The sequence below is a fragment of the Georgenia sp. Z1491 genome, assembly GCF_057652395.1.
Window position 1 is genome coordinate 1993385 of the sequence record NZ_CM172729.1, and the last position, 21337, is coordinate 2014721.

Annotated in this window: 17 protein-coding genes; 10 read left to right on the forward strand and 7 right to left on the reverse strand. The window is 74.6% G+C overall.

All coding sequences use genetic code 11. From position 1 onward, the window contains the following. Positions 1-45: 45 nt before the first annotated feature. Together AC24HA_RS09305 and trpD are read left to right on the forward strand one after the other, a co-directional pair. Entirely contained in the window at positions 46-486 is a 441-nt protein-coding gene (locus AC24HA_RS09305; protein WP_425708887.1) for a response regulator, read from the forward strand. Continuing rightward, positions 483-1550 carry an anthranilate phosphoribosyltransferase gene (gene trpD / locus AC24HA_RS09310; RefSeq protein ID WP_425708886.1) on the forward strand — a complete coding sequence of 356 codons (1068 nt, stop codon included), beginning with the start codon at positions 483-485 and terminating at the stop codon, positions 1548-1550. The genes AC24HA_RS09305 and trpD overlap by 4 nt, the downstream gene beginning before the upstream one ends. An 81-nt stretch (positions 1551-1631) precedes the next feature. On the opposite strand, the gene AC24HA_RS09315 is transcribed toward trpD, so the two are convergent. From AC24HA_RS09315 to AC24HA_RS09330, 4 genes are all read right to left on the reverse strand, one after another. Next, positions 1632-1910 (reverse strand): Lrp/AsnC family transcriptional regulator, encoded by a 279-nt coding sequence (locus tag AC24HA_RS09315; RefSeq protein WP_425708885.1) that lies wholly within the window; start codon positions 1908-1910, stop codon positions 1632-1634. Between the two features lie 52 nt (positions 1911-1962). Next, on the reverse strand, positions 1963-3825 hold the full coding sequence (locus tag AC24HA_RS09320; RefSeq protein WP_425708884.1) for a DEDD exonuclease domain-containing protein: 1863 nt from the start codon (positions 3823-3825) through the stop codon (positions 1963-1965). 104 nt (positions 3826-3929) lie between these two features. Beyond that, positions 3930-5786: an AMP-dependent synthetase/ligase gene (locus tag AC24HA_RS09325; RefSeq protein WP_425708883.1), complete on the reverse strand. Its 1857-nt coding sequence runs from the start codon at positions 5784-5786 to the stop codon at positions 3930-3932. 91 nt (positions 5787-5877) lie between these two features. Continuing rightward, a complete protein-coding gene (locus tag AC24HA_RS09330; RefSeq protein ID WP_425708882.1) occupies positions 5878-6441 on the reverse strand; it encodes a hypothetical protein in 564 nt (187 codons plus the stop codon). A 104-nt stretch (positions 6442-6545) separates the two neighbouring features. Between AC24HA_RS09330 and AC24HA_RS09335 the strand changes: the two genes are divergently transcribed. After that, entirely contained in the window at positions 6546-7772 is a 1227-nt protein-coding gene (locus AC24HA_RS09335; RefSeq protein WP_425708881.1) for a pyrophosphate--fructose-6-phosphate 1-phosphotransferase, read from the forward strand. 91 nt (positions 7773-7863) lie between these two features. Continuing rightward, the gene (locus AC24HA_RS09340) at positions 7864-9213 is read left to right on the forward strand and encodes a class II 3-deoxy-7-phosphoheptulonate synthase (RefSeq protein ID WP_425708880.1); all 1350 of its coding nucleotides are present in this window, start codon (positions 7864-7866) and stop codon (positions 9211-9213) included. A 70-nt stretch (positions 9214-9283) separates the two neighbouring features. Here the strand turns inward: AC24HA_RS09340 and AC24HA_RS09345 are convergent, their stop codons facing one another. Further along, a complete protein-coding gene (locus AC24HA_RS09345; protein ID WP_425708879.1) occupies positions 9284-11524 on the reverse strand; it encodes a Stk1 family PASTA domain-containing Ser/Thr kinase in 2241 nt (746 codons plus the stop codon). Positions 11525-11634: 110 nt separating this feature from the next. Further along, entirely contained in the window at positions 11635-12951 is a 1317-nt protein-coding gene (locus AC24HA_RS09350; RefSeq protein WP_425708878.1) for a lytic transglycosylase, read from the reverse strand. Between the two features lie 244 nt (positions 12952-13195). On the opposite strand from AC24HA_RS09350, the gene AC24HA_RS09355 reads away from it, so the two are divergent. Continuing rightward, entirely contained in the window at positions 13196-13543 is a 348-nt protein-coding gene (locus tag AC24HA_RS09355) for an Rv2175c family DNA-binding protein (protein ID WP_425708877.1), read from the forward strand. Positions 13544-13586: 43 nt separating this feature from the next. On the opposite strand, the gene AC24HA_RS09360 is transcribed toward AC24HA_RS09355, so the two are convergent. After that, on the reverse strand, positions 13587-14693 hold the full coding sequence (locus AC24HA_RS09360) for a polyprenyl synthetase family protein (RefSeq protein ID WP_425708876.1): 1107 nt from the start codon (positions 14691-14693) through the stop codon (positions 13587-13589). 120 nt (positions 14694-14813) lie between these two features. Here AC24HA_RS09360 and AC24HA_RS09365 point away from each other — a divergent pair, with 120 nt between their 5' ends. From AC24HA_RS09365 to gcvP, 5 genes are all read left to right on the forward strand, one after another. Next, positions 14814-16076, forward strand: a complete 1263-nt coding sequence (locus AC24HA_RS09365) for a DUF4192 family protein (RefSeq protein ID WP_425708875.1) — start codon at positions 14814-14816, stop codon at positions 16074-16076. 131 nt (positions 16077-16207) lie between these two features. Beyond that, positions 16208-16594 carry a universal stress protein gene (locus AC24HA_RS09370; RefSeq protein WP_425708874.1) on the forward strand — a complete coding sequence of 129 codons (387 nt, stop codon included), beginning with the start codon at positions 16208-16210 and terminating at the stop codon, positions 16592-16594. A gap of 91 nt (positions 16595-16685) precedes the next feature. Further along, entirely contained in the window at positions 16686-17792 is a 1107-nt protein-coding gene (gene gcvT / locus AC24HA_RS09375) for a glycine cleavage system aminomethyltransferase GcvT (RefSeq protein WP_425708873.1), read from the forward strand. A 71-nt stretch (positions 17793-17863) separates the two neighbouring features. Next, positions 17864-18250, forward strand: a complete 387-nt coding sequence (gene gcvH / locus AC24HA_RS09380) for a glycine cleavage system protein GcvH (RefSeq protein ID WP_425708872.1) — start codon at positions 17864-17866, stop codon at positions 18248-18250. A 50-nt stretch (positions 18251-18300) separates the two neighbouring features. Continuing rightward, positions 18301-21177, forward strand: coding sequence for an aminomethyl-transferring glycine dehydrogenase (gene gcvP, locus AC24HA_RS09385; protein ID WP_487563627.1), 2877 nt, complete (start codon positions 18301-18303; stop codon positions 21175-21177). Positions 21178-21337: the final 160 nt, after the last annotated feature.

Genomic DNA, 21337 nt, shown 5'->3' on the forward strand with positions numbered 1-21337 from the left:
CGGCCGGGCCGCCGTGCCGAGCATCGGACGCGTGAGGAGCAGGACATGACCGTGACCAGGACCGACCAGGGCGCCGAGTCGACCGGGGAGGTCGGCGAGGCGCGGATGACCGTCCTCGTCTTCTCCGACGACTCCGCCACACGCAGTCAGATCGTCTCCTCGGTGGGGCGCCGTCCGGCACGGGACCTCCCGCTCGTGGACCTGGTCGAGACCGCGACCGCCGACGCGGTCGTCTCGCGCGTGGAGGCCGGCGGCGTGGACGCGCTCGTGCTCGACGCAGAGTCGCCGAAGGAGGGCGGCATGTCGTTGTCCCGCCGGCTGAAGACGAGCGTCTACCGCTGCCCGCCGGTGCTGCTGATGATCGCGCGGCCCGAGGACCGGTGGCTCGCCACGTGGTCGGAGGCGGACGCGGTCGCGACCTACCCCGTGGACCCCCGCGCGCTCCAGGAGGCGCTCTCGGGCCTGCTGCGCGAGCGGCTCTCGTGAGGTCGGGCCGCGCGGTCCGCTGGCCCGACCTGCTCGCACGGGTCGTCGCGGGCGAGGACCTGTCCGCGCCGGAGACCGCGTGGGCGATGAACGAGGTGATGACGGGGGCGACGGACCCGGTGGTCCTCGGCGGCTTCCTCGCGGCGCTGAGCACGAAGGGCGAGTCCGTCGACGAGCTGCGCGGCCTCGCGGACGAGATGCTCGCGCACGCGCTGCCGGTCGACGTCCCCTCCGACGTCGTCGACATCGTCGGCACCGGGGGTGACCGCCTGCGCACGGTCAACATCTCGACGATGGCCTCGCTCGTCATCGCCGGCGCGGGGGTGCGCGTGGTCAAGCACGGGAACCGGGCCTCCTCGTCCGCGTCCGGCTCGGCCGACGTGCTCGAGAGCCTGGGTGTCGACCTCGACCTCGACGTGCCCACCGTGGAGCGGGTCTTCCACGAGAACGGGCTGACCTTCTGCTTCGCGAACATGTTCCACCCCTCGATGCGGCACGCCGCGCCCACCCGGCGCGCGCTCGGCATCGGCACGGCATTCAACCTCCTCGGGCCCCTGACGAACCCGGCGCGGCCCCGCGCGGGGGCGATCGGTGTCTCACCGGTGCGCAGCGCCCCGCTGGTGGCCGGCGTGCTGGCTGCACGCGGGACGTCCGCGCTCGTGTTCCGCGGGCGCGACAACGGACTGGACGAGCTGTCCACCACGACCGTCAACCAGGTGTGGGAGGTCGCGGACGGTGAGGTGGTCGCCCACGAGATCGACGCGGTGACCGAGCTCGGGCTCGCGCCGAGCACGGTCGAGGACCTGCGTGGGCAGGACGCCGCCTACAACGCCGCCGTGGCCACGCGTCTCCTCGCGGGCGAGGCGGGGTCGGTGCGGGAGGCGGTGCTGCTCAACGCGGCGGCCGCGCTCGTCGCGGACGGCACGCTGCCCGGTCTGGACCGTGCGGAGCACCCGGGCCTCGTCGACCGCCTGAGCATCGCGCTGGACCACGCCCGGGAGTCCGTCGACTCCGGCGCGGCGCGCACCCGCCTCGACCGCTGGATCGAGCTGACGGCCGGCTGACGCGCGACGACGCCACCCGGTCATCAAGGAGTGAGCCTGGATACTATCGTATCCAGGCTCACTCCTTGATCTCTGGCGGGCTCAGTCGAGCCCGATGTGGAACGCCTGCTCGAGATCGTTGCGCGAGTACGCCTGGAAGGCGAGGTACGTGGTCGTGCCCGTGACGCCCTCGATCTTGCCGAGACGGTCGGACACGACGTCCGCGAGGTCCTCGTGCTGCTCCACCCGGGCGATGGCGATGAGGTCGAAGTCACCGGTGACGGAGTAGACCTCGGAGATGCCGTCGAGGTCGGCGACGCGCTGGGCGACCTCGGGGATGCGGGCGACGTCGGCCTCGATCATGACGATGGCGGTGAGCATGTCTCCTCCTGGCTGTCGGGCGGCCGATGGGCGGGCCGGGGCTGGGACGGCGTCAGCGGCGCCGACCCCCATCATCCCCGATGAGCGAGTCGGGTCCCGGCGGCAGGGGCAGCGAGCCGGCGCCGCCGACCGGGGAGCCGAGCGGGACGTCCCCCGTGCGGTCGACGATCCGCGTGCCGCCGCGCCACAGCCACTCGGCGAGGATCTCGGTCTCCTCCGCGGACGCGGCTCCCCACGTCGACGTCGGCACGGGGACGTGCTCGGCGGTCGCGACCAGGTCCGCCACGGTGGCCATCGGGTCGACGCCCGGCGCAGAGATCGCGGTGCCGGCGAGCCGGCCGTGCCGCACCACGACGATCTCCCAGCCGCCGGCCGGCCTCGCCCGCGCGGCCACGATCTCGGCGGTGGCGACGAGCGGCCGCAGCAGCTCGGTGCGCCTGGCTGCCACGAGCAGCGCCCGCAGCCGGTCGCGCTCGGTGGCCGCCTCCTCGTAGCGCTGCCGGGCCGCCAGGTCACCGATCCTGCTCAGCAGGGCCGTCCGCACGGCCGTGAGGTCACCGGCGAGCGCGCGGCGCAGGCCGGCGACGGCCTGGTCGTGGTCCACGGGCTCCTCGGTCCCGGTCGCCAGGGTGCGGGGCCGGATCTGCAGCAGCGCGGGCCCTGCCGCGCACGGCGCCGAGCACTGGCCCAGCTCGGCGAGCGCGCACGCACGGGCGTCCGCCCGGGGCACGGCGGGCAGGCGGGCGGTGCAGCGGCGCACCGGCACCACCGACTGCAGCGCCTCGACCGCGAGCCGCGCCGCCCGCTGCGAGCCGAACGGGCCCAGCGCCGTGCCCAGCCTGGCGGCGTCGAGGGAACGCACGATCGTCAGGCGCGGGTGGGGCTCGTCGGTCAGCCGGACCCACGGCAACCTGCTCGGTCGCTTCGAGCGTCGGTTGTAGGGCGGGTCGAGCTCGGCGATGAGGCGCAGCTCGCGCACCCGCGCCTCGAGCACGGTGGCGCACGGGATCTCCTCGACGCTCGCCGCGAGGTCGACCATCTCGCCGATGCGGGCCCGGCGCTCGGCGCTCGTGAAGTACGAGCGCACGCGCTGGCGCAGGTTGGTCGCCCGCCCCACGTACAGGACCTGCCCGCCGGGCCCCACGAACCGGTAGACGCCCGGGCCGCGGGAGAGCCCGTCCGCGATGCTCGCCTTGCGGCGGCGGTGCGCGGGGACCTTCTCGGCGAGAGTGGGCAGGTCCTCGCGATGGGTGATGCCGAGCGGGGTGAGACGCCCGATGAGGGCGTGCAGGACGTCGACGGTGGCCCGGGCGTCGGACAGCGCCCGGTGGTCGGGCGTGGTGGTCGCCCCGAAGTATGCGGCGAGCGTTCCGAGCCTGCGGTTGGGGACCTCGTCGTTGGTCACGACGCGCCGGGCCAGCTGCACGGTGTCGACGACCATCGGCGCGGGCCACTCGCGGCCGTGCCGGCGCATCGCCTCCTTGAGGAACCCGACGTCGAACCGGGCGTTGTGCGCCACGAGCACGGAGCCGCGGTCGAACCCCGCCATCTCCAGGAAGGTCGGGAGCACCTCCTCGATCGGCGGGGCGGGCGCGACCATCGCCGTGGTGATGCCGGTCAGGACGGTGATCTGCGGGGGGACCGGGATGCCGGGGTTGACCAGCGTGCCGAGCTCGGCGAGCACCTCGCCCCCGCGCACCTTGACCGCGCCGATCTCGGTGATCCGGTCCGACCTGGCGGCCCCGCCGGTGGTCTCCAGGTCGACGACGACGAACGTCACCTCGCTCAGTGGCGTGCCGAGCTCGTCGAGCCCCACCTGGTACGGGCGGCCGTGGCCCTGCGCGTCGCTGCCGCCTCGAGCGTCGCCGTCGTCGACCAGCCGGCGGCCGGGAGGCGGGGCGAGCAACGAGGACACGCGGACAGGCTACGGACGGACGCCGACACCGTGGTCGGCGACCACGGTGTCGGCGCGGCGCACCGGGGACGAGGTGCCGTGGACGCCGGGCCGCCCGGGGCCGGTCAGGCGTCCGCGCCGGTGGCCGCCGCCCGGCGGGCCCGGGCGTCGGAGTACAGCGAGTCGACGAGCTCGGCGTGGTCGGCGAGGACGGCCGCGCGCTTCACCTTGAGCGACGGCGTGAGGTACCCGTTCTCCACCGTGAGGTCCTCGGGCAGGATGACGAACTCCTTGATCTGCTCGGCGCGCGAGAACTTGGTATTGATCCGGTCGATCGCCTGCTGGAGCCGCTCGCGCACGAACGGGTCGGTGCGGGCCTGGTCGGCGGTCATCGGCTCGCGACCGTGGTTGTCGAGCCAGCCCGGCAGCATCTCCTCGTCGAGCGTGATCAGCGCCGCGATGAACGGCTGCTGGTCCCCGACCGCGAGGCACTGGGAGATGAGCGGGTGACCGCGCAGCGGGTCCTCGAGCAGGGCGGGGGCGACGTTCTTGCCGGCCGCCGTCACGATGATCTCCTTCTTGCGCCCGGTGATGCGCAGGTGCCCGTCGTCGAGCGAGCCGAGGTCCCCGGTGCGGAAGAACCCGTCCTCGGTCATGGCGTCCGCGCCCACCCCGCCGCGGTAGCCGCGGAAGACGGGCAGGCCGCGCACCTCGATCTCGGAGTCCTCGGCGATGCGTATCTCGGTGCCCGGCATCGGCAGCCCCACCGTGCCGATCCGCAGGGAGTCCGGGCGTCCCACGGCGATCGGCGCCGTCGTCTCGGTGAGCCCGTAGCCCTCGAGCACGACCAGGCCCACGCCCCGGTAGAAGTGGCCTAGCCGTTCGCCCAGCGGCGCGCCGCCCGAGACGGCGTACCGCAGGCGTCCGCCCATGACCGCGCGGAGCTTGGCGAGCACGAGGCGGTCGAGGACGCGGTAGCGGGCCTTGAGGAGCGCCGACGGGCCGCTCGAGGTGTCGAGGGCGCGGGAGTAGTCCTCGGCGGCCTTCGCCGCCGCCCGGAAGAGGCGGAGCTTGATGCCGCTGCCCGCCTTCTGCTCGGCGGAGTTGAACACCTTCTCCCAGATGCGCGGCACCGACAGCAGGAGGGTGGGCCGGAAGACGGCGAGGTCGGCCACGGCCTCCTTCGGTTCGGGGGAGTGCCCGAGCGGGACGCCGGCGGCGAGGATGAGCACCTCGACGAAGCGGGCGAACACGTGCGCCAGGGGGATGAACAGCAGCGTGCACGAGCCCGGCTGGGAGACGACCTCGCGCAGGGTGTGGACGGCCTCGACGGCGAGGACGGCAAAGTTCTCGTGCGTGAGCTCGGCGCCCTTGGGCCGGCCGGTCGTGCCCGACGTGTAGATGATGGTCGCGAGGTCGTCGAGGTGGACGGCCCGCTGGCGCTCACGCACCTCGTCGTCGGAGACCTCGGCGCCGCGCTCCGCGAGCGTCTCCAGCGCGCCGGAGTCGATGACGAGGACCTCGCGCAGGGTCGGGGTGCCACCCTCGAGACCGCCCGCCTCGCGCAGGACCTCGGCGTTGGCCTCGGTCTCCGCGAAGGCCACCGTGACCTCGGCGTCGCTGACGATCCACTGGGCCTGGTCGGCGGCGGACGACTCGTAGATCGGTACGGGCACGGCCCCGACGTACCAGGCGGCGAGGTCGAGCAGGGTCCACTCCAGGCGCGTGCGGCACATGATGGCCACCGAGTCGCCCGCGGCGACCCCGGAAGCCATGAGGCCCTTGGCGAGCGCCTCGACGCGCGCGAGGCTCCAGGCCGCGTCGCGGTCGACCCACTCGCCGGCGACCTTCTCCCGGAAGAGCACCCGGCCGGGCGCCTCACGGGCGTGGTCGACGAGGAGGGTGGTGATCGAGGAGTCGGCGGGCACCTCGACCGCGCGGGGGAACGAGGCGGTCGGGCGGGGGGTGGTCTCGCTGGACATGGGGGCCTCCGTCGGCGCTGGTCCTGGCGGGCGACCATGACCGCGGCCGCCCTGCCGTACTGGTGGGACAAGAGTAGGCGCCGGGGTGGCCTCAGACGACCGCACCGTCCGAGCCGTGTCCCCGCTCCCCGGGCAGCCGGCGCACGAGCAGCACGATGCCTGCGACCGTCACGGCCAGACCGAGCAGCATGAGGGCGACCGACGGGGGACGGCCGAGCACCCCCAGGACGATGCCGAGGACGATCGGCGCGATCGCGCACGTCCAGCCCAGGATCGCGCCCGGGTCGGACAGGTCGGGCCCCGGCGGGTCCGGCTCGACGAAGCCGTCGATGCCCCACTCGGGGTCCTCGGGGTGCTCCTCGACCACGTGGTCGCGCGGTCCCAGCCCGCGGCCCACGGCCGGCCGGGCGCCGAGACGGTCGGTGCCGACGGGTGCGTCGCCGTCGGCCCCGGGGTCGGTGGGGCCGGTGGTGCGCCCGGCACCTGCCGGACCGGCGTCGTCGGGTCCGGCGTCGCCCGGGCCGACGCCGAGCTGGTCGAGGATCGAGGCGAAGCGCCGGTCGACCTCGGCGTCGTCGAGCGGCCGGCGCGACCGACCCGGGTCGTGCGACGGCGTCGGGTCGTCGTCACCGGGGTCCGGAGGGCGGATGGTCACGCCTCCACGGTAGACCCGGACCCGCCCACCGGGGCCACGGGGCCACCGGCGGCGCTCCTAGGATGGGGGAGTTACGTGTGGTCCGCGCCGTCGAAAGGTCACTCATGTCAGTCCGCCGCGTCGCCCTGCTCACCGCGGGCGGCTTCGCCCCGTGCCTGTCCTCCGCCGTCGGCGGTCTCATCGAGCGGTACACGGAGATCGCCCCCGAGGTCGAGATCATCGCCTACCAGCACGGGTACCACGGGCTGCTCACCGGCACGTCGGTGACGATCACGCCCGAGGCCCGGTCGCAGGCTCCGATCCTGCACCGCTTCGGCGGCAGCCCGATCGGCAACTCCCGCGTCAAGCTGACGAACGTGGCGAACCTCGTCGAGCGCGGGCTCGCGCCCGAGGGGGCGGACCCGCTCAAGGTCGCCGCCGACCAGCTGGTCGCGGACGGCGTCGACGTGCTCCACACGATCGGCGGCGACGACACGAACACGACCGCTGCCGACCTCGCCGCCTACCTCGAGGCGAACGGCCACCACATGACGGTGGTCGGCCTGCCGAAGACGATCGACAACGACATCGTGCCCGTGCGGCAGTCCCTCGGGGCCTGGACTGCGGCGGGCGAGGCGGCGCGGTTCGCATCGAACATCATCGGTGAGCACCGCTCGAACCCGCGGATGCTCATCGTCCACGAGGTCATGGGCCGGCACTGCGGCTACCTCACGGCGGCGGCGGCGCGCCGCTACCGGACGTGGCTCGACACGCAGGAGTGGGCGCCCGCGCTCGGGCTCACCCGCGAGCGGTGGGACGTCCACGCCGTCTTCCTGCCCGAGGTGCACCTCGACATCGACGCCGAGGCCGACCGCCTGCGAGCGATCATGGACGATCAGGGCAACGTCAACATCTTCCTCTCCGAGGGCGCCGGCGTGCCGGAGATCGTGGCGGAGCTCGAGGCCCGTGGCGAGGAGGTCGAGCGCGACCCGTTCGGCCACGTCAAGCTCGACACGATCAACCCGGGCGACTGGTTCGCGAAGCAGTTCGCCGAGAAGCTCGGCGCCGAGAAGGTCATGGTCCAGAAGTCGGGCTACTTCTCGCGGTCCGCCGCGGCCGACCCCGACGACCTGCGCCTCATCAAGTCGATGACCGACCTCGCCGTCCAGGTGGCGCTCGAGGGCGGCTCCGGACTCATCGGCCACGACGAGGAGCGCGACGGGCTCCTGCGCGCGATCGAGCACGACCGGGTCGGCGGCGGCAAGGCGTTCGACATCGCCCAGGAGTGGTTCACCGACCTCATGGCCGGCATCGGTCAGCCGGTCCGTCCCGCCGCCCCCGCGGAGCACTGACACCGGCCCGGCCGCCGTGGCGCGGCACACGTCACGTCCGTGTGCCGGCCACGGCGTCCTGGGCCGGCGGCCCGCCGCCTACGATGGCGCGGTGAACGTCGAGCCCACCGCGGAGACCCTGGCCGGACTGCAGCAGTGGCGGAGCGTGCCCGCCGCCCAGCAGCCGAGCTATCCCGACCCCGCCGCGCTCGAGACCGTCGTGGCCGAGCTGGAGGCCAGCCCGCCGCTCATCTTCGCGGGCGAGGCCGACCGGCTGACCGGTCTCATGGCGGCGGCCGGCCGCGGCGAGGCGTTCCTCCTGCAGGGCGGCGACTGCGCCGAGACGTTCGCGGAGTCCACGGCGGACCGGATTCGCAACAAGATCCGCACGGTCCTGCAGATGGCCGTCGTCCTCACCTACGGCGCCAGCCTGCCCATCGTCAAGATGGGCCGCATGGCCGGCCAGTACGCCAAGCCGCGCTCGAGCGACCTCGAGACCCGCGACGGCGTGACCCTGCCGTCCTACCGGGGCGACGCCGTCAACGCGCACGGCTTCACCGAGGCCGACCGCGTGCCGGACCCGCAGCGGCTGCTGGGGATGTACCACCGCTCCGCGACGACCCTCAACCTCATCCGAGCCTTCACCGGAGGCGGCTTCGCGGACCTCAGGCTCGTCCACGAGTGGAACCGCGGGTTCATCGAGAACCCCGCCCACGGCCGCTACGAGTCGCTCGCCGGCGAGATCGGGCGGGCGCTGCGGTTCATGGCGGCCGCCGGCGTGGACTTCGACGCCCTGCGAACAGTCGACATGTACTCCTCGCACGAGGCGCTGCTGCTCGACTACGAGGCCGCCCTCACCCGCATCGACCACCGCACCGGGCAGCCGTACGACACCTCCGCGCACTTCCTCTGGATCGGGGAGCGGACCCGGCAGCCGGACGGCGCGCACGTCGACCTGCTCTCCCGGGTGCGGAACCCGATCGGCGTCAAGCTGGGCCCGTCGGTCACCGCCGACGAGGTCCGGGCGCTCATCGACCGGCTCAACCCCGACGGTCTCGCCGGGCGGCTGACCTTCATCTCCAGGATGGGTGCGGGCAACGTCAGGGACGCCCTGCCGGGCATCGTGGAGACGGTCGTGGCCGACGGCCGCCCCGTGACCTGGGTGTGCGACCCGATGCACGGCAACACGATCACCTCGCCGTCGGGCTACAAGACGCGCGAGATGCACACGATCCTCGACGAGGTGCGTGGCTTCTTCGAGGTGCACCAGCAGCTGGGCACGGTGCCGGGCGGTCTCCACGTCGAGCTCACGGGCGACGACGTCACGGAGATCATGGGCGGTGCCGACCCCATCGACGACGCCGGGCTCGCCCGGCGCTACGAGACCCTCGTGGACCCGCGGCTCAACCATCAGCAGTCCCTGCAGATGGCGTTCGAGGTCGCGGAGATGCTCCGGAGCTGACGCACCGGGGCGCGCGGGCGCCCGGGTCGACCCGTAGGTCCATGCGCCGGGTGACGGCGGTGGCGGCCGGTCAGACCACGCGCAGCGTGACGGTCGTGCCGCGCTCGACCATCGAGCCGGCCTCGGGAGTCTGGTCGCGCACGGTCCCGTAGAAGGCGCCGAGCACGTCCTCCCGCTCCGCGACGAGGTCGAGCGCCTCGAGCTCGTCGACGGCGTCCTCCACCTGCATGTTGAGCAGGTCGGGGACCTCGACGAGCTCGGGTCCCAGCGAGACGACGAGCTCGACGTCGTCGCCGACGAACGCGTCGCCCTCGGCGGGGTCCTGCGAGATGACCGAGCCCTCGTCGACGGTGTCGGAGTACTCCTCGAGCACGTCGGCGCCGAGCCCCGCCTCCTCGAGCTCGTCGACCGCCGACGCCCGGCCCAGGCCCGTGACGTCGGGGACGGTGGTCGGCTCGCGGCCGTCGGAGACGACGAGCGCCACCGGTTCGTCGTGGGGGACGACCTCGCCCGCCTCGGGGTCGGTGGCGATCACCTCGCCGGCGGGGACCGAGTCGTCGTACTCGCGGGTGACCTCGCCGACCGTCAGCCGCGCGGTGGACAGGACCGACTCCGCCTCCTCCTGCGTCTGGCCGACGACGTCGGGGACGGCGAGGGTCTCCACGCCGATCGAGACCACGACCGTGACGGCGTCGTCCCGCGTCCTCTCCCCGCCGTCGGGCGACGTGGAGACGACGTTGCCCTCGGCGACGTCGTCGGAGTAGGCCTCCTCGAGCACCGGGTCCAGGCCGGCCTCCTCGAGCGCGGCGACGGCCGCCGTGCTCGGCCTGCCGGTGACGTCGGGGACCGGGGTGCCGGCGAGCGGCCCCGCGGTGAGGAGCCACCACGCGCCGGCCAGGGTCGCCGCCAGGACCACGAGCAGGAGTGCGACGAGGCCGGTGCGCCGTCGTCGACCCCGCTGTGCGCGTGACTGGGCGGAGCCTGGCCGTGACCGGCCGTCGTCCCCGTCGCGGCGCACGGGGATGGGCCGGGTGTCGCTGGTGTCGGCCGTGGTGGCCCGCTCCGGGCGGGTGACCGGATGGACGGGGGTGTCGTCCCGGACGGGGACGCCCCCCGCGGCCTGCGACGGCGGAGCTGCAGGCTCCGCCGGTGCGGCGGCGGACGCGGACGCCGCGGACAGGGGGGCCGCGGAGCTCGCCGACCGGGGCGCTGCGGGCCGGGAACCGGCCGCCGGCGCCTTGCTGCGGCGTGGCGCGGGACGGCCGTCGGGTCGGATCGCCCCGATCGGGATGGCCACGGACCGACCGGCGGGATCGGCCTCGTCGCGCGTGGCCGGCGGGGTGGGCGCGGACGGTGGTGCGGGCGGTGCCGAGCTAGAGCCGGGGCCGGTGGTGTCGTGGTCGCCCTGGTCGTCGAAGGTGGCCGGCGGGCGCGGCTCGACGTCGGAACGCCGGTCGAGGACCTCGGCCGGCAGCACGGTGCGGGTGCGGCGCAGCAGGGCGAGCGCCTCGCCGGCGTCGGCGGGCCGGTCGTCCGGGTCCTGCGCGGTGAGGGCGGCGACGAGGTCGTCGACCTCGCGCGGGATCCAGGTCAGCTCGGCGCCCGGGCCGGGGACCGTGCTGTTGACGTGCTGGAACGCGACCTGGGCCGGGGTGGAGCCGGAGAAGGGCTGGGCACCGGTGAGGAGCTCGTAGGCGACGACGCCGACGCCGTAGACGTCCGCCGGCGGGTCGGCGACCCCGTCGAGCACCGTCTCGGGCGCGATGTAGGCCACCGTCCCGAGCACGGTCCCGGACGTGGCGGCGGTCGTCTCGCTGATCGCCCGGGCGAGCCCGAAGTCGGCGACCTTCACGCGGCCGTCCGCGGTGACGAGGATGTTCTCGGGCTTGATGTCCCGGTGGACGAGGCCGGCGCGGTGGGCCGCGGCGAGGGCGTCGAGCACCTGGTCGAGCACGTCGAGCGTCTGCCCGAGCGTGAGCGATCCGCGGGCCCGGAGCTCGTCGCGCAGGTTGGGGCCGTCGACGAGCTCCATCGCGAGGTAGGAGGACTCGCCGGCGACGCCCTGGTCGTGGACGGCGACGACGCCGGGGTGGGACAGCCGAGCGGCCGCCCGGGCCTCCCGCCGGAAGCGACGGACGAAGTCGGGGGACTCCGCGAGGTGCGGGTGCATGATCTTCACGGCGACGACCCGCTCGAGCCGCAGGTCCTGCGCACGGTAGACGCTGGCCATGCCACCCCGGGCGATGCGCTCGATGATCCGGTAGCGCTCGTCGACGAGGTGGCCGGCCAGCGGGTCGGCGCGGGTGTCCACGGGCGGATGCTATCCGGGCCGGGTGATCCCGGGGTGGACCCGCGCCGGGCCGGACATCCCGCCGACGAGGGCGGGGCGCCGGCCCGGCGCGGAACGGATGTGGTGCCTGGTCAGAACCGGTTCATCGCGGCGCGCACCGTCTCGACGTAGCGCTCGGTGTCCGGGTACATGCCGTGGGCCCGGACGCCGCCCAGGCCCTGGTAGTACGCGGCGATGCCCTGGTCGGAGTCCTCGGCGGAGGACTGGAGCGCGCGGATGATCGCGACGCCGGCCACCACGTTGTCCTGCGGGCTCATGATGTTGAGCGGGCGACCGACGAGCTGGGAGGCCCACTCGCCGGAGGACGGGATCACCTGCATGGTGCCGACCGCGTTCGCGGGGGAGACCGACGCGTGGTTGAAGCCGGACTCGACGAACGCGTGCGCGAGCGCCAGGCGTGGGTCGACGCCCATCGAGACCGCCGTGCTGCGGACGAGCTCCTGCATCGACGCCCGGGACGGGACCCCGGCCTCGAGGAGCGCGGTGCGGTTCGCGTTGGCCGCACCCACGACGGCCTCGGGGTACGTGCGTCCGGCGAACGTCGACCCGATGCCGGCCGAGTCGTTGCCGGGGTCGGACGTGGCCGGGCCGGAGGCCGCGGCCGCACCCGGGAGGGTGAGCCGCTGACCCACGTAGATCCGACCGTCGGAGCCGATCGAGTTCGACTCGGCGATCTCGCGGACCGACGTGTCGTTGGCCCGGGCGATGCGCGTGAGCGTGTCGCCCGGGCGCACCGTGTAGCTGCCGCCCGTGGACGACGACTCGGACGCCGCGTTCTCGGAGGACGCCGACGCGCCCGCACCGGGGAGGGTGAGAGTCTGTCCCGTCCGGATGACGGTGCCCGTCAGGCCGTTGGCCTGCTGGAGCTCGCGCACGGTGGTGCCGTGGGCGCGGGCGATGCCGATGAGGGTGTCGCCCGCCACGACCTGGTGCGAGCCGGACGAGGCCGAGGGCTCCGTCCGCGCCGCAGCCGCGGCGCCGGGGACGGTGAGGACCTGTCCGTCGATGATGAGCGAGCCCGTGAGCGAGTTGGCCTGCTGCAGGGCACGGACGGTCGTCCCGAGCTGCCGGGAGATGCCGATGAGGGTGTCTCCCCGGCGCACCGTGTAGCTCGACTCCTCGGGCGAGAGGCGCACCGGCGTGAGGGTGGCGGCCCGGGTCGGCGTGGTCGCGGCGGCCGGGGCGGTGCGCACGGTCTGGACCGCGGCTGCCTCTGAGCGGACGGACGCCGCGTACGGCATCGCCGTCTGCGGGGCCATCGGGGCCGGTGCGTCGGCCACGGCCGGGACGGCCAGGAGCGTCGGCACGCCCATCGCCGTCGTGGCGAGGGTGGCAAGGGTGAGCGGACGTCGGGTGCTGCGGCGGTGCGCATGTGCGACGGCGGGCATGTGTCCTCCGGGAAGTGGTACGCGACCGACCCCTGCGAGATGCCCCCCCAGGTGACGGGTGTGAACAGATGGACCTGTGTTACTCGTGTAACGATTGGGACACTAGTGGTTGATGGGGCTCACGTCTAACCCGGGGTCCGTCGTTCCGGCCCGCTCGAGCGGTGAACTGCGAACCGCGGGCGGTGAGCCGTGAGCGGCGGACGGCGTCCGTGGCCGTCGACCGCGCGCGACTACGCTGACCGGCATGCCCGGACCGACCTGGATCTCCGTCCCCGACGCCGCCGACGCGCTCGGGGTCCGCGACCGAGACGTGCGCCAGCTCGTCCGGGACGGACGGCTCGTCACCGTCCGCTCCAGCACCGGCGCTGCCGGCGTGGCACGCGAGATGCTCGACCTGGCGGCCGACCCGCCCGCCGTGGTCGACGGTCTGCCCGGCACCCTCACGCTGCTCTCCGACGGCGGGATGTCGGAGGCCGGGGTCGTCGCGTGGCTCTTCGAGCACGACGACGAGCTCGGCGAGGCGCCCATCGACGCCCTGCGGGCCGGCCACGTGCACGCGGTGCGCCGGGTGGCCCTCGCCCAGGCCTTCTGAGCGGTAGCGCTACGCGGCGCGCGCCGAGCGGTCGCGCTACGCCTTACGCCGCGCGCGTGACCAGCGCGTCGGCGAGCGCGTCGAGCAGGCGGCGCGGCTCGTCGTCGAGCTGGAGCCGGCCGAGAGCGGCCCGCGTGGCCCGCTCCCGCTCGTCGATGAGGCGCTCGTGGGCGTCGCGCGCCCCCGTGGCGGTGATGATCTCCCTGAGCCGGTCGACCCCCGCGGCATCGAGCGCCGGGTCCCCGACGAGTTCCTCGAGGACGGCCTGGTCGGTGGGCCCGGCGGCGCTCCACGTCAGCGCCAGCAGGGCCGTGCGCTTGCCCTCGCGCAGGTCGTCGCCCGCGGGCTTGCCGGTGACCAGCGGGTCGCCGAAGACCCCGAGCTCGTCGTCCCGGAGCTGGAACGCCTCGCCGAGCGGCTCCCCGACGGCGCGCAGGCCCGCGACCGTCTCGCTCCCGGCGCCCGCGAGCGACGCGCCCACCACGAGTGGGTGCTCGACCGAGTAGCGGGCGGACTTGTGCCGCAGCACCGTGAGCGAGCGGTCCAGGGCCCCGTCCGGGTCCGTGCGCAGCGGTGTCGCGGCCGCCCGCACGTCCAGGTACTGGCCGGCGGCGACCTCCGCGCACATGTGGTCGTACACGTGCCTCGCGGCCGCGCCGGCATCGGTCGCCACCGACGCGCGCGCGCCGTCCATCACTTTCGACGAGGCGGCGAGCAGGAGGTCGCCGAGGAGGATGGCGCCGGCCACGCCGAACGACTCCGGGTCGCCGTCGAGCCCCTGGGCTCGGTGGGTGGCCCTGATGGCCACGTGCGCGGCGGGCCGGCCACGGCGCACGTCGGCGTCGTCCATCACGTCGTCGTGGACGAGGGCCGCCAGCTGGAACAGCTCGAGCGCCGCGCCCGCCTGCACGATCGGGTCCGGGGCGGCGACGTCGCGCGCACCCCCGGCGGCGCGGTGCCCTGCGTAGGCGAGCAGCGCCCGCGACCGCTTGCCGCCGGCGAGCAGTGCGCGCCCGGGGGAGGCGAGGTCGTCCAGCCGATCGGCGAGGCCGTCCAGCTGCTCGATCGCGGACTCGAACCCCGTCCGGGTCGCGTCGTCGACGGCGGCGCGCACGTCCTCGAGGGGCTCGGGAAGAGGGGCTGGGGCCATGGCACGAGGGTACGTGGGCGGGCGGGCGGTACCGACCGCCGCGGGTCCACAGGCGGGTCGACCCGGTGTCCGTGCACAGGTGCCGGACGCGGCGTGGGCCCCGGCTGCCAGCGTGGCCGCATGACACCCATGACGCTCAGACTCTCCTGCGACGCCGACCTCGTCGGCGCCGTCCCGCACCTCCTGGGGTTCCGGCCCGAGGACTCGCTCACGCTACTGACGACCCCCAAGGTGGCCGGTGGCCGCGCCGTCGGACCGGCCGCCCGCCTCGACCTCGCCGACGCGGGAGCGACGGACGGCGAGCCCTTCGTCGCCGGGGTCGTTCGCCGGCTCGCCCGTGAGCGACTCGGCATCTACGCGGCGGTCGTGCACACCGACGCACCGCTCCGGGACGCCCGGGAGTCCCCGACCGTCCTCACCGCAGTGCGGCGGGTCCGGGCGCTCGACGACGACCGCGTGGGCGCGTGGGTCGTCGCCGCCGACGGGTGGCAGCGCCTGCCGGGGCACGCGCCGTTCGACGACCGGCCCGGTCGACGGTCCCTGGACGACCTCGTCGAGGCGCGCGCCGTGGCCGAGCTCGTCCTCACCGGGTCCGCACCGCTCGGCGTCCGGGCCGACCTCGGGGTCGTGCGGGAGCCGGGCTCGCCGAACGGACGCCTGCTCCTGGACGCCGTCGCCGCCAGGATGCGACGCAGGGCCCCGGGCATCGGCCTCTCCGTCCGGGCGTACGACGAGCTGCTCGCGCGGCGCCGCACGACCGCGAGCGGAGCGCTCCCGATGAAGGAACGTGAGCTGCTCGCCCGCCTACTCGTCGGGCTCGAGCGCCTCGAGGTGCGCGACGCCGTGCTCACCCGGGTGCTCGTGGGAGAAGGTCTGCCCACCGAGCTCCTGGCCGAGCCGGAGATCGTCGGCCCGCTGTGGATGGGCGGACCGATCGAGACCGCCGACCGGCGGCTGCCCCTGGAGGTCCTCGCCCGGTACGCCCCGGACGGTGCCGCCGCCCCGGCGCTCGCCATGCTCGCCATGCTCGCCTGGCGACGCGGGGAGGGCCCCCGGGCGGCGGTGCTCGCCGACCTCGCGCTCGCCGATCGCCCGGGCTACTCCCTGGCACGTCTCGTGGCGGACCTCCAGGCGTCCGGCACGGTGCCCCCGCGGGACGTCGACGAGTGGCTCTGCGACGACGGGCCCGAGGACGGCCTGGGCTGGTCCGACCTCACCGCCTTCGACGACGACCTCCCGGGCGAGCGGTTCCTCGACGGCGACCTGATCGACGAGGACCTGCTGGACGAGCGGCTGCTCGGCGACGACCTGCTCGACGAGGACCTGCTGGACGAGCCGCTGCTCGACGAGGCGGAGCTGCCCCGCGAGGACGGACGCGGCTGACCGGGAAAGTACGCGGCTGAGCGGGGGCGGGCGACGGTGGGCGGGCGGCCCTGCTCCCGGGCACCGCACGGGCGGTCCGGGTAGCGTCGCCCGTGCGCGCGTCGCACCGGCGGCGCACCGAGGAGGACCCGATGCACGTCGTCGTCGCGTACCTGGCCACGCCCGAGGGCGAGGCCGCACTCACCCACGCCCTGTCCGCGGTGACCGAGACCGACGAACGCGTGGTCGTCGTCCTCACCCGCACGAGGACCGAGGACGACAACCAGACCGTCGTCGAGGTCGACGCCGACACGGCACGCGACCGGCTCGACGACGCGGACGTCGCGTACGAGATGCGATACGTCGGTCTCGGTCAGGACGCCGGCCACGAGATCGTCCGGGCCGCCCAGGAGACCGGTGCGCGCCTCGTGGTCCTCGGGCTCGCGCGGCGGCCGGCGACCGGCACCCTCAGCGTGGGCTCCGGCGCCCAGCACGTCCTGCTCGAGTCGCCCTGCCCCGTCCTCGTCGTCCATCCCTGAACCCCTCCTCGTCCATCCCTGAACCCGCTCCGGGACGCCGTCACCGCCGTAGGCTGGCAGCAGCACCCGCACCGTCCGACGGAGGATCGCCGTGACCGAGCAGGACGTCCTGCACACCCCGCTGCACGCCGCGCACGTGCGCGCCGGAGCGTCGATGACCCCCTTCGCGGGCTGGGACATGCCCCTGCGCTACACCGCCGAGCTCGAGGAGCACCGCGCCGTCCGCAGCGCGGCCGGCCTGTTCGACCTGTCCCACATGGCCCAGGTCGTGGTCTCCGGGCCGGGCGCGCCCGAGGCGCTGGACCGCGCGCTCGTCACCAGGCCCTCGACCGCGGAGGTGGGGCGCGCCCGCTACTCGGTGCTGCTGGCGCCCGACGGAGGCATCGTCGACGACCTGGTCGTCTACCGGACCGCCGGACACGAGTACCTCGTCGTGGCCAACGCAGCGAACCGCCTGGTCGTCGTCGACGAGCTCACACGCCGCGCCGAAGGCCTCGACGGCGTCTCGGTCGACGACCGCACCACGGCGCGCGCGCTCGTGGCCGTCCAGGGACCCGCAGCGCCGGAGGTGCTCGCCGCGCTCACGAACGACGACCTCACGACGCTCCGGTACTTCCGCGCACGTCCGGCCACGGTCGCCGGGGTGGAGCTCCTGCTCGCCCGCACCGGGTACACCGGCGAGACCGGCTACGAGCTCATGCTCGGTGCCGCGCACGCGCCCAGGCTGTGGGAGGCCCTGCTCGAGGCGGGGGCGGCCCACGGACTGGTTCAGGCGGGCCTCGCCGCGCGCGACTCGCTGCGCCTCGAGGCGGGTATGCCGCTGTACGGCAACGAGCTCACGCGCAGGACAGGACCGGACGAGGTCGGCCTCGCCCGCCTCGTCGACCTCGCCGACGGTCATGCGTTCGTCGGACGGGCCGCGGTGGAGGCCGCGCGCCAGCGGCCCACGGGCCGGGCGCTCGTGGCCCTGACCGGCGAGGGACGCCGTGCCGCCCGCGCGGGGTCCTCGGTGCTGCTCGGCGAGGACCGGATCGGCGAGGTGACCTCCGGGGCGCTCTCGCCGACGCTCGGCCACCCGATCGCGCTCGCCCTCGTCGACCGGGCGCTCGAGCCCGGCACCACAGTCGAGGCCGACGTCCGTGGGAGGCGCCAACCCATGACCGTCGTCGAGAGCCCCTTCTACCGACGAGCCGGCTGATCTGCCGGACCGTCGCACCGCCACAGCACGTCCTACCGCGTCGCACCGTCACACCGCGAGGAGAGAGAGTCGTGAGCACCTATCCCGAGGACCGGAAGTACACCGACGAGCACGAGTGGATCTCGGTCGAGGGCCCCACCGGACGGGTCGGCCTGACCCGCTACGCGGCCGACGCGCTCGGCGAGGCCGTCTACGTCGACCTGCCCGCGGTCGGGGACTCCGTCGTGGCCGGCCAGGCCTGCGGGGAGATCGAGTCGACGAAGTCGGTCTCCGACCTCATCGCCCCGGTCTCCGGCGAGGTGACGGCCGTCAACGAGGCCGCGGACGCCGACCCGGCGATCGTCACCGGCGACCCGCACGGCGAGGGATGGCTCTACGAGGTCGCCGTCTCGGACGTCCCCGCGAACCTGCTCGACGCCCCGGCGTACGCCGCGCTCGCCGACGGGGCCGGCGCGTGACCCGGTTCGTCGACCGCCACCTCGGCGTCAGCGCGGACGCGCGCGAGGTGATGCTCTCCGCCGTCGGGGCACGCTCGACCCGCGAGCTGATGTCGAGGGCGCTGCCGCCGAGCATCCGGGAGGACGCGGACGCGCTGGTCGCCGAGCTGTCGGTCCCGACGGCGGCGAGCGAGCCCGAGGTCCAGGCCGAGCTGCGGGAGCTGGCCGCCGCCAACGTCGTGCGGCGGTCCATGATCGGCCAGGGCTACTACGGGACCCACACCCCGGCAGTCGTCCGGCGCACCGTCCTGGAGAACCCGTCCTGGTACACGGCCTACACGCCCTACCAGCCGGAGATCTCCCAGGGCCGGCTCGAGGCGCTCCTCAACTTCCAGACCCTCGTCTCGGACCTCACCGGGCTCGCGGTCTCCGGCTCGTCCATGCTCGACGAGGCGACCGCCGTGGCCGAGGGCATGCTCCTGGCGCGTCGCGCCGCCAAGGGCGCGGGGCCCAGGGTCGTCGTCGACACCGACCTGTTCACCCAGACCGCAGCCGTGCTCGAGACCCGCGCGGAGCCGGTCGGGATCGAGCTCGTCCCCGCGGACCTGCTCGGTGGTGAGCTACCGGACCTCGACGGGGTCGCCGGTGTGATCGTCCAGGTGCCGGGCGCCTCGGGACGCATCCCGGAGGCCGACGTGCTGCGCGGCGTCGTCGACGCCGCCCATGCCGCCGGAGCGCTCGCCGTCGCCGCGACCGACCTGCTCGCCTGCACGCTGATGACCGCGCCCGGCGACCTCGGGTTCGACGTCGCGGTGGGCTCCTCCCAGCGGCTCGGCGTGCCGATGGGCCTCGGCGGGCCGCACGCCGGCTTCCTCGCCGTCCGGGCGGGCCTGGAGCGTCAGCTGCCCGGACGTCTCGTGGGCGTCTCGGTCGACGCCGACGGCCGGCAGGCCTACCGGCTCGCGCTCCAGACGCGCGAGCAGCACATCCGGCGGCAGAAGGCGACGAGCAACATCTGCACCGCCCAGGTGCTCCTGGCGGTCATGGCCTCGTCCTTCGCCGTGTACCACGGGCCGGACGGCCTGACGGCGATCGCCACGCACGCGGCGCGCACGGCGGACGACCTCGCGCGCCGGCTGCGCTCCGTCGGCGGCGAGGTCACCACCGCGGGACGGTTCGACACCGTCGAGGTCCGCCTGCCCGGGCGCGCGGCGACGGTGGCCGCGGCCGCACGCGACCTCGGTGTGCTGCTGTGGGAGCAGGACGCGGACACGCTGCGGATCTCCACCGACGAGACGACGACGCCGGCCGACCTCGCCGCGGTGGTGCGCGCCGTCGCGGGCCGGGACGGGAACGACCCGAGTGCCGCCGACGCGACCGACTCCGCCGACGCGGCCGACGCCGGCGGTGCGGACCGCGCCGCGGTCCGCGCGGAGGACGCACCCGAGGACGCCACCGGCATCCCGGCGTCGATGCGTCGCACCACGGACTTCCTCACTCACCCGGTGTTCGCGACCCACCGCTCCGAGACCCAGATGCTGCGCTACCTCAAGCGGCTGGCGGACAAGGACTACGCGCTCGACCGCGGGATGATCCCGCTGGGCTCGTGCACGATGAAGCTCAACGCGGCGATCGAGATGGAGTCGATCAGCTGGCCGGGCTTCGCGGCGATCCACCCGTTCGCCCCGGCCGAGGACGTGACCGGGTACCTGCGGCTGGTGGCGGACCTCGAGGGCTGGCTCGCCGAGCTCACGGGCTACGCGGCCGTGTCGCTGCAACCGAACGCGGGCTCCCAGGGCGAGCTCGCCGGACTTCTCGCGATCCGCGGATACCACCGCTCGCGGGGCGACGACGGGCGCACCGTGTGCCTCGTGCCCGCCTCCGCGCACGGCACCAACGCCGCGTCCGCGGTCCTCGCCGGCATGTCGGTCGTCGTCGTCCCGTCGGCGGACGACGGCTCGATCGACCTCGACGCGCTCACGACGCTCGCTCAGGAGCACGCTGCCGACCTCGCAGCGATCATGCTCACCTACCCGTCCACGCACGGCGTGTACGAGGAGCACGTGCGCCAGGTCTGCGACGTGGTGCACGAGCACGGCGGTCAGGTCTACCTCGACGGTGCGAACCTCAACGCCCTGCTGGGGCACGCCCGGCCGGGTGAGCTCGGCGGCGACGTCAGCCACCTCAACCTGCACAAGACGTTCTGCATCCCGCACGGCGGGGGAGGTCCGGGGGTGGGGCCGGTGGCCGCGAAGGCGCACCTGGCCCCGTTCCTGCCGGGCCACCCGCTCGCGCAGGGCGAGATGCGCTCCGACGGGGCCGTCTCCGCCGCGCCGTACGGGTCGCCGTCGATCCTGCCGATCACCTGGGCCTACATCCGGCTCATGGGCGCCGACGGGCTGCGCCGCGCGACGGAGGACGCCGTCCTCGCCGCCAACTACGTCGCCGCACGGCTCGGCGACACGTTCCCGGTGCTCTACCGCGGGCCCGGCGACGCGGTCGCGCACGAGTGCATCCTCGACCTGCGGCCCATGCGCGCGGCCACCGGGATCACGGTCGACGACGTCGCCAAGCGGCTCATCGACCACGGGTTCCACGCGCCGACCATGAGCTTCCCCGTGCCCGGCACGTTCATGGTCGAGCCGACCGAGTCCGAGGACCTCGGCGAGATCGACCGCTTCGTCGACGCCATGCTCGCGATCCACGCCGAGGCCACCGCGGTGGCCGAGGGCCGGTGGCCGGCCGACGACAACCCGCTCGTTGGCGCCCCGCACCCGGCCGCACGCCTGGCGGGGGAGTGGCACCACCCCTACACCCGGGCCGAGGCCGCGTTCCCGGCCGGCGAGGAGGGCAAGTACTGGCCGCCCGTGGCCCGGATCGACGGCGCCTACGGGGACCGGAACCTCGTGTGCTCGTGCCCTCCGCCGGAGGCGTTCGCGCAGGGGTAGGCGGTCGGGGGTGACGTCGCACGCGTGATGGTGTAATGTCCGTGTCGGCTATAATTGTAGGGACGGCGCGCGCCGCCCCGGCCCGGTCCCGCGGGTCGGTAGGAACACCCGGCGCGACCGGCGCGTTGACACCTCGACGCCCCGAACCCCGGCGAAAGGC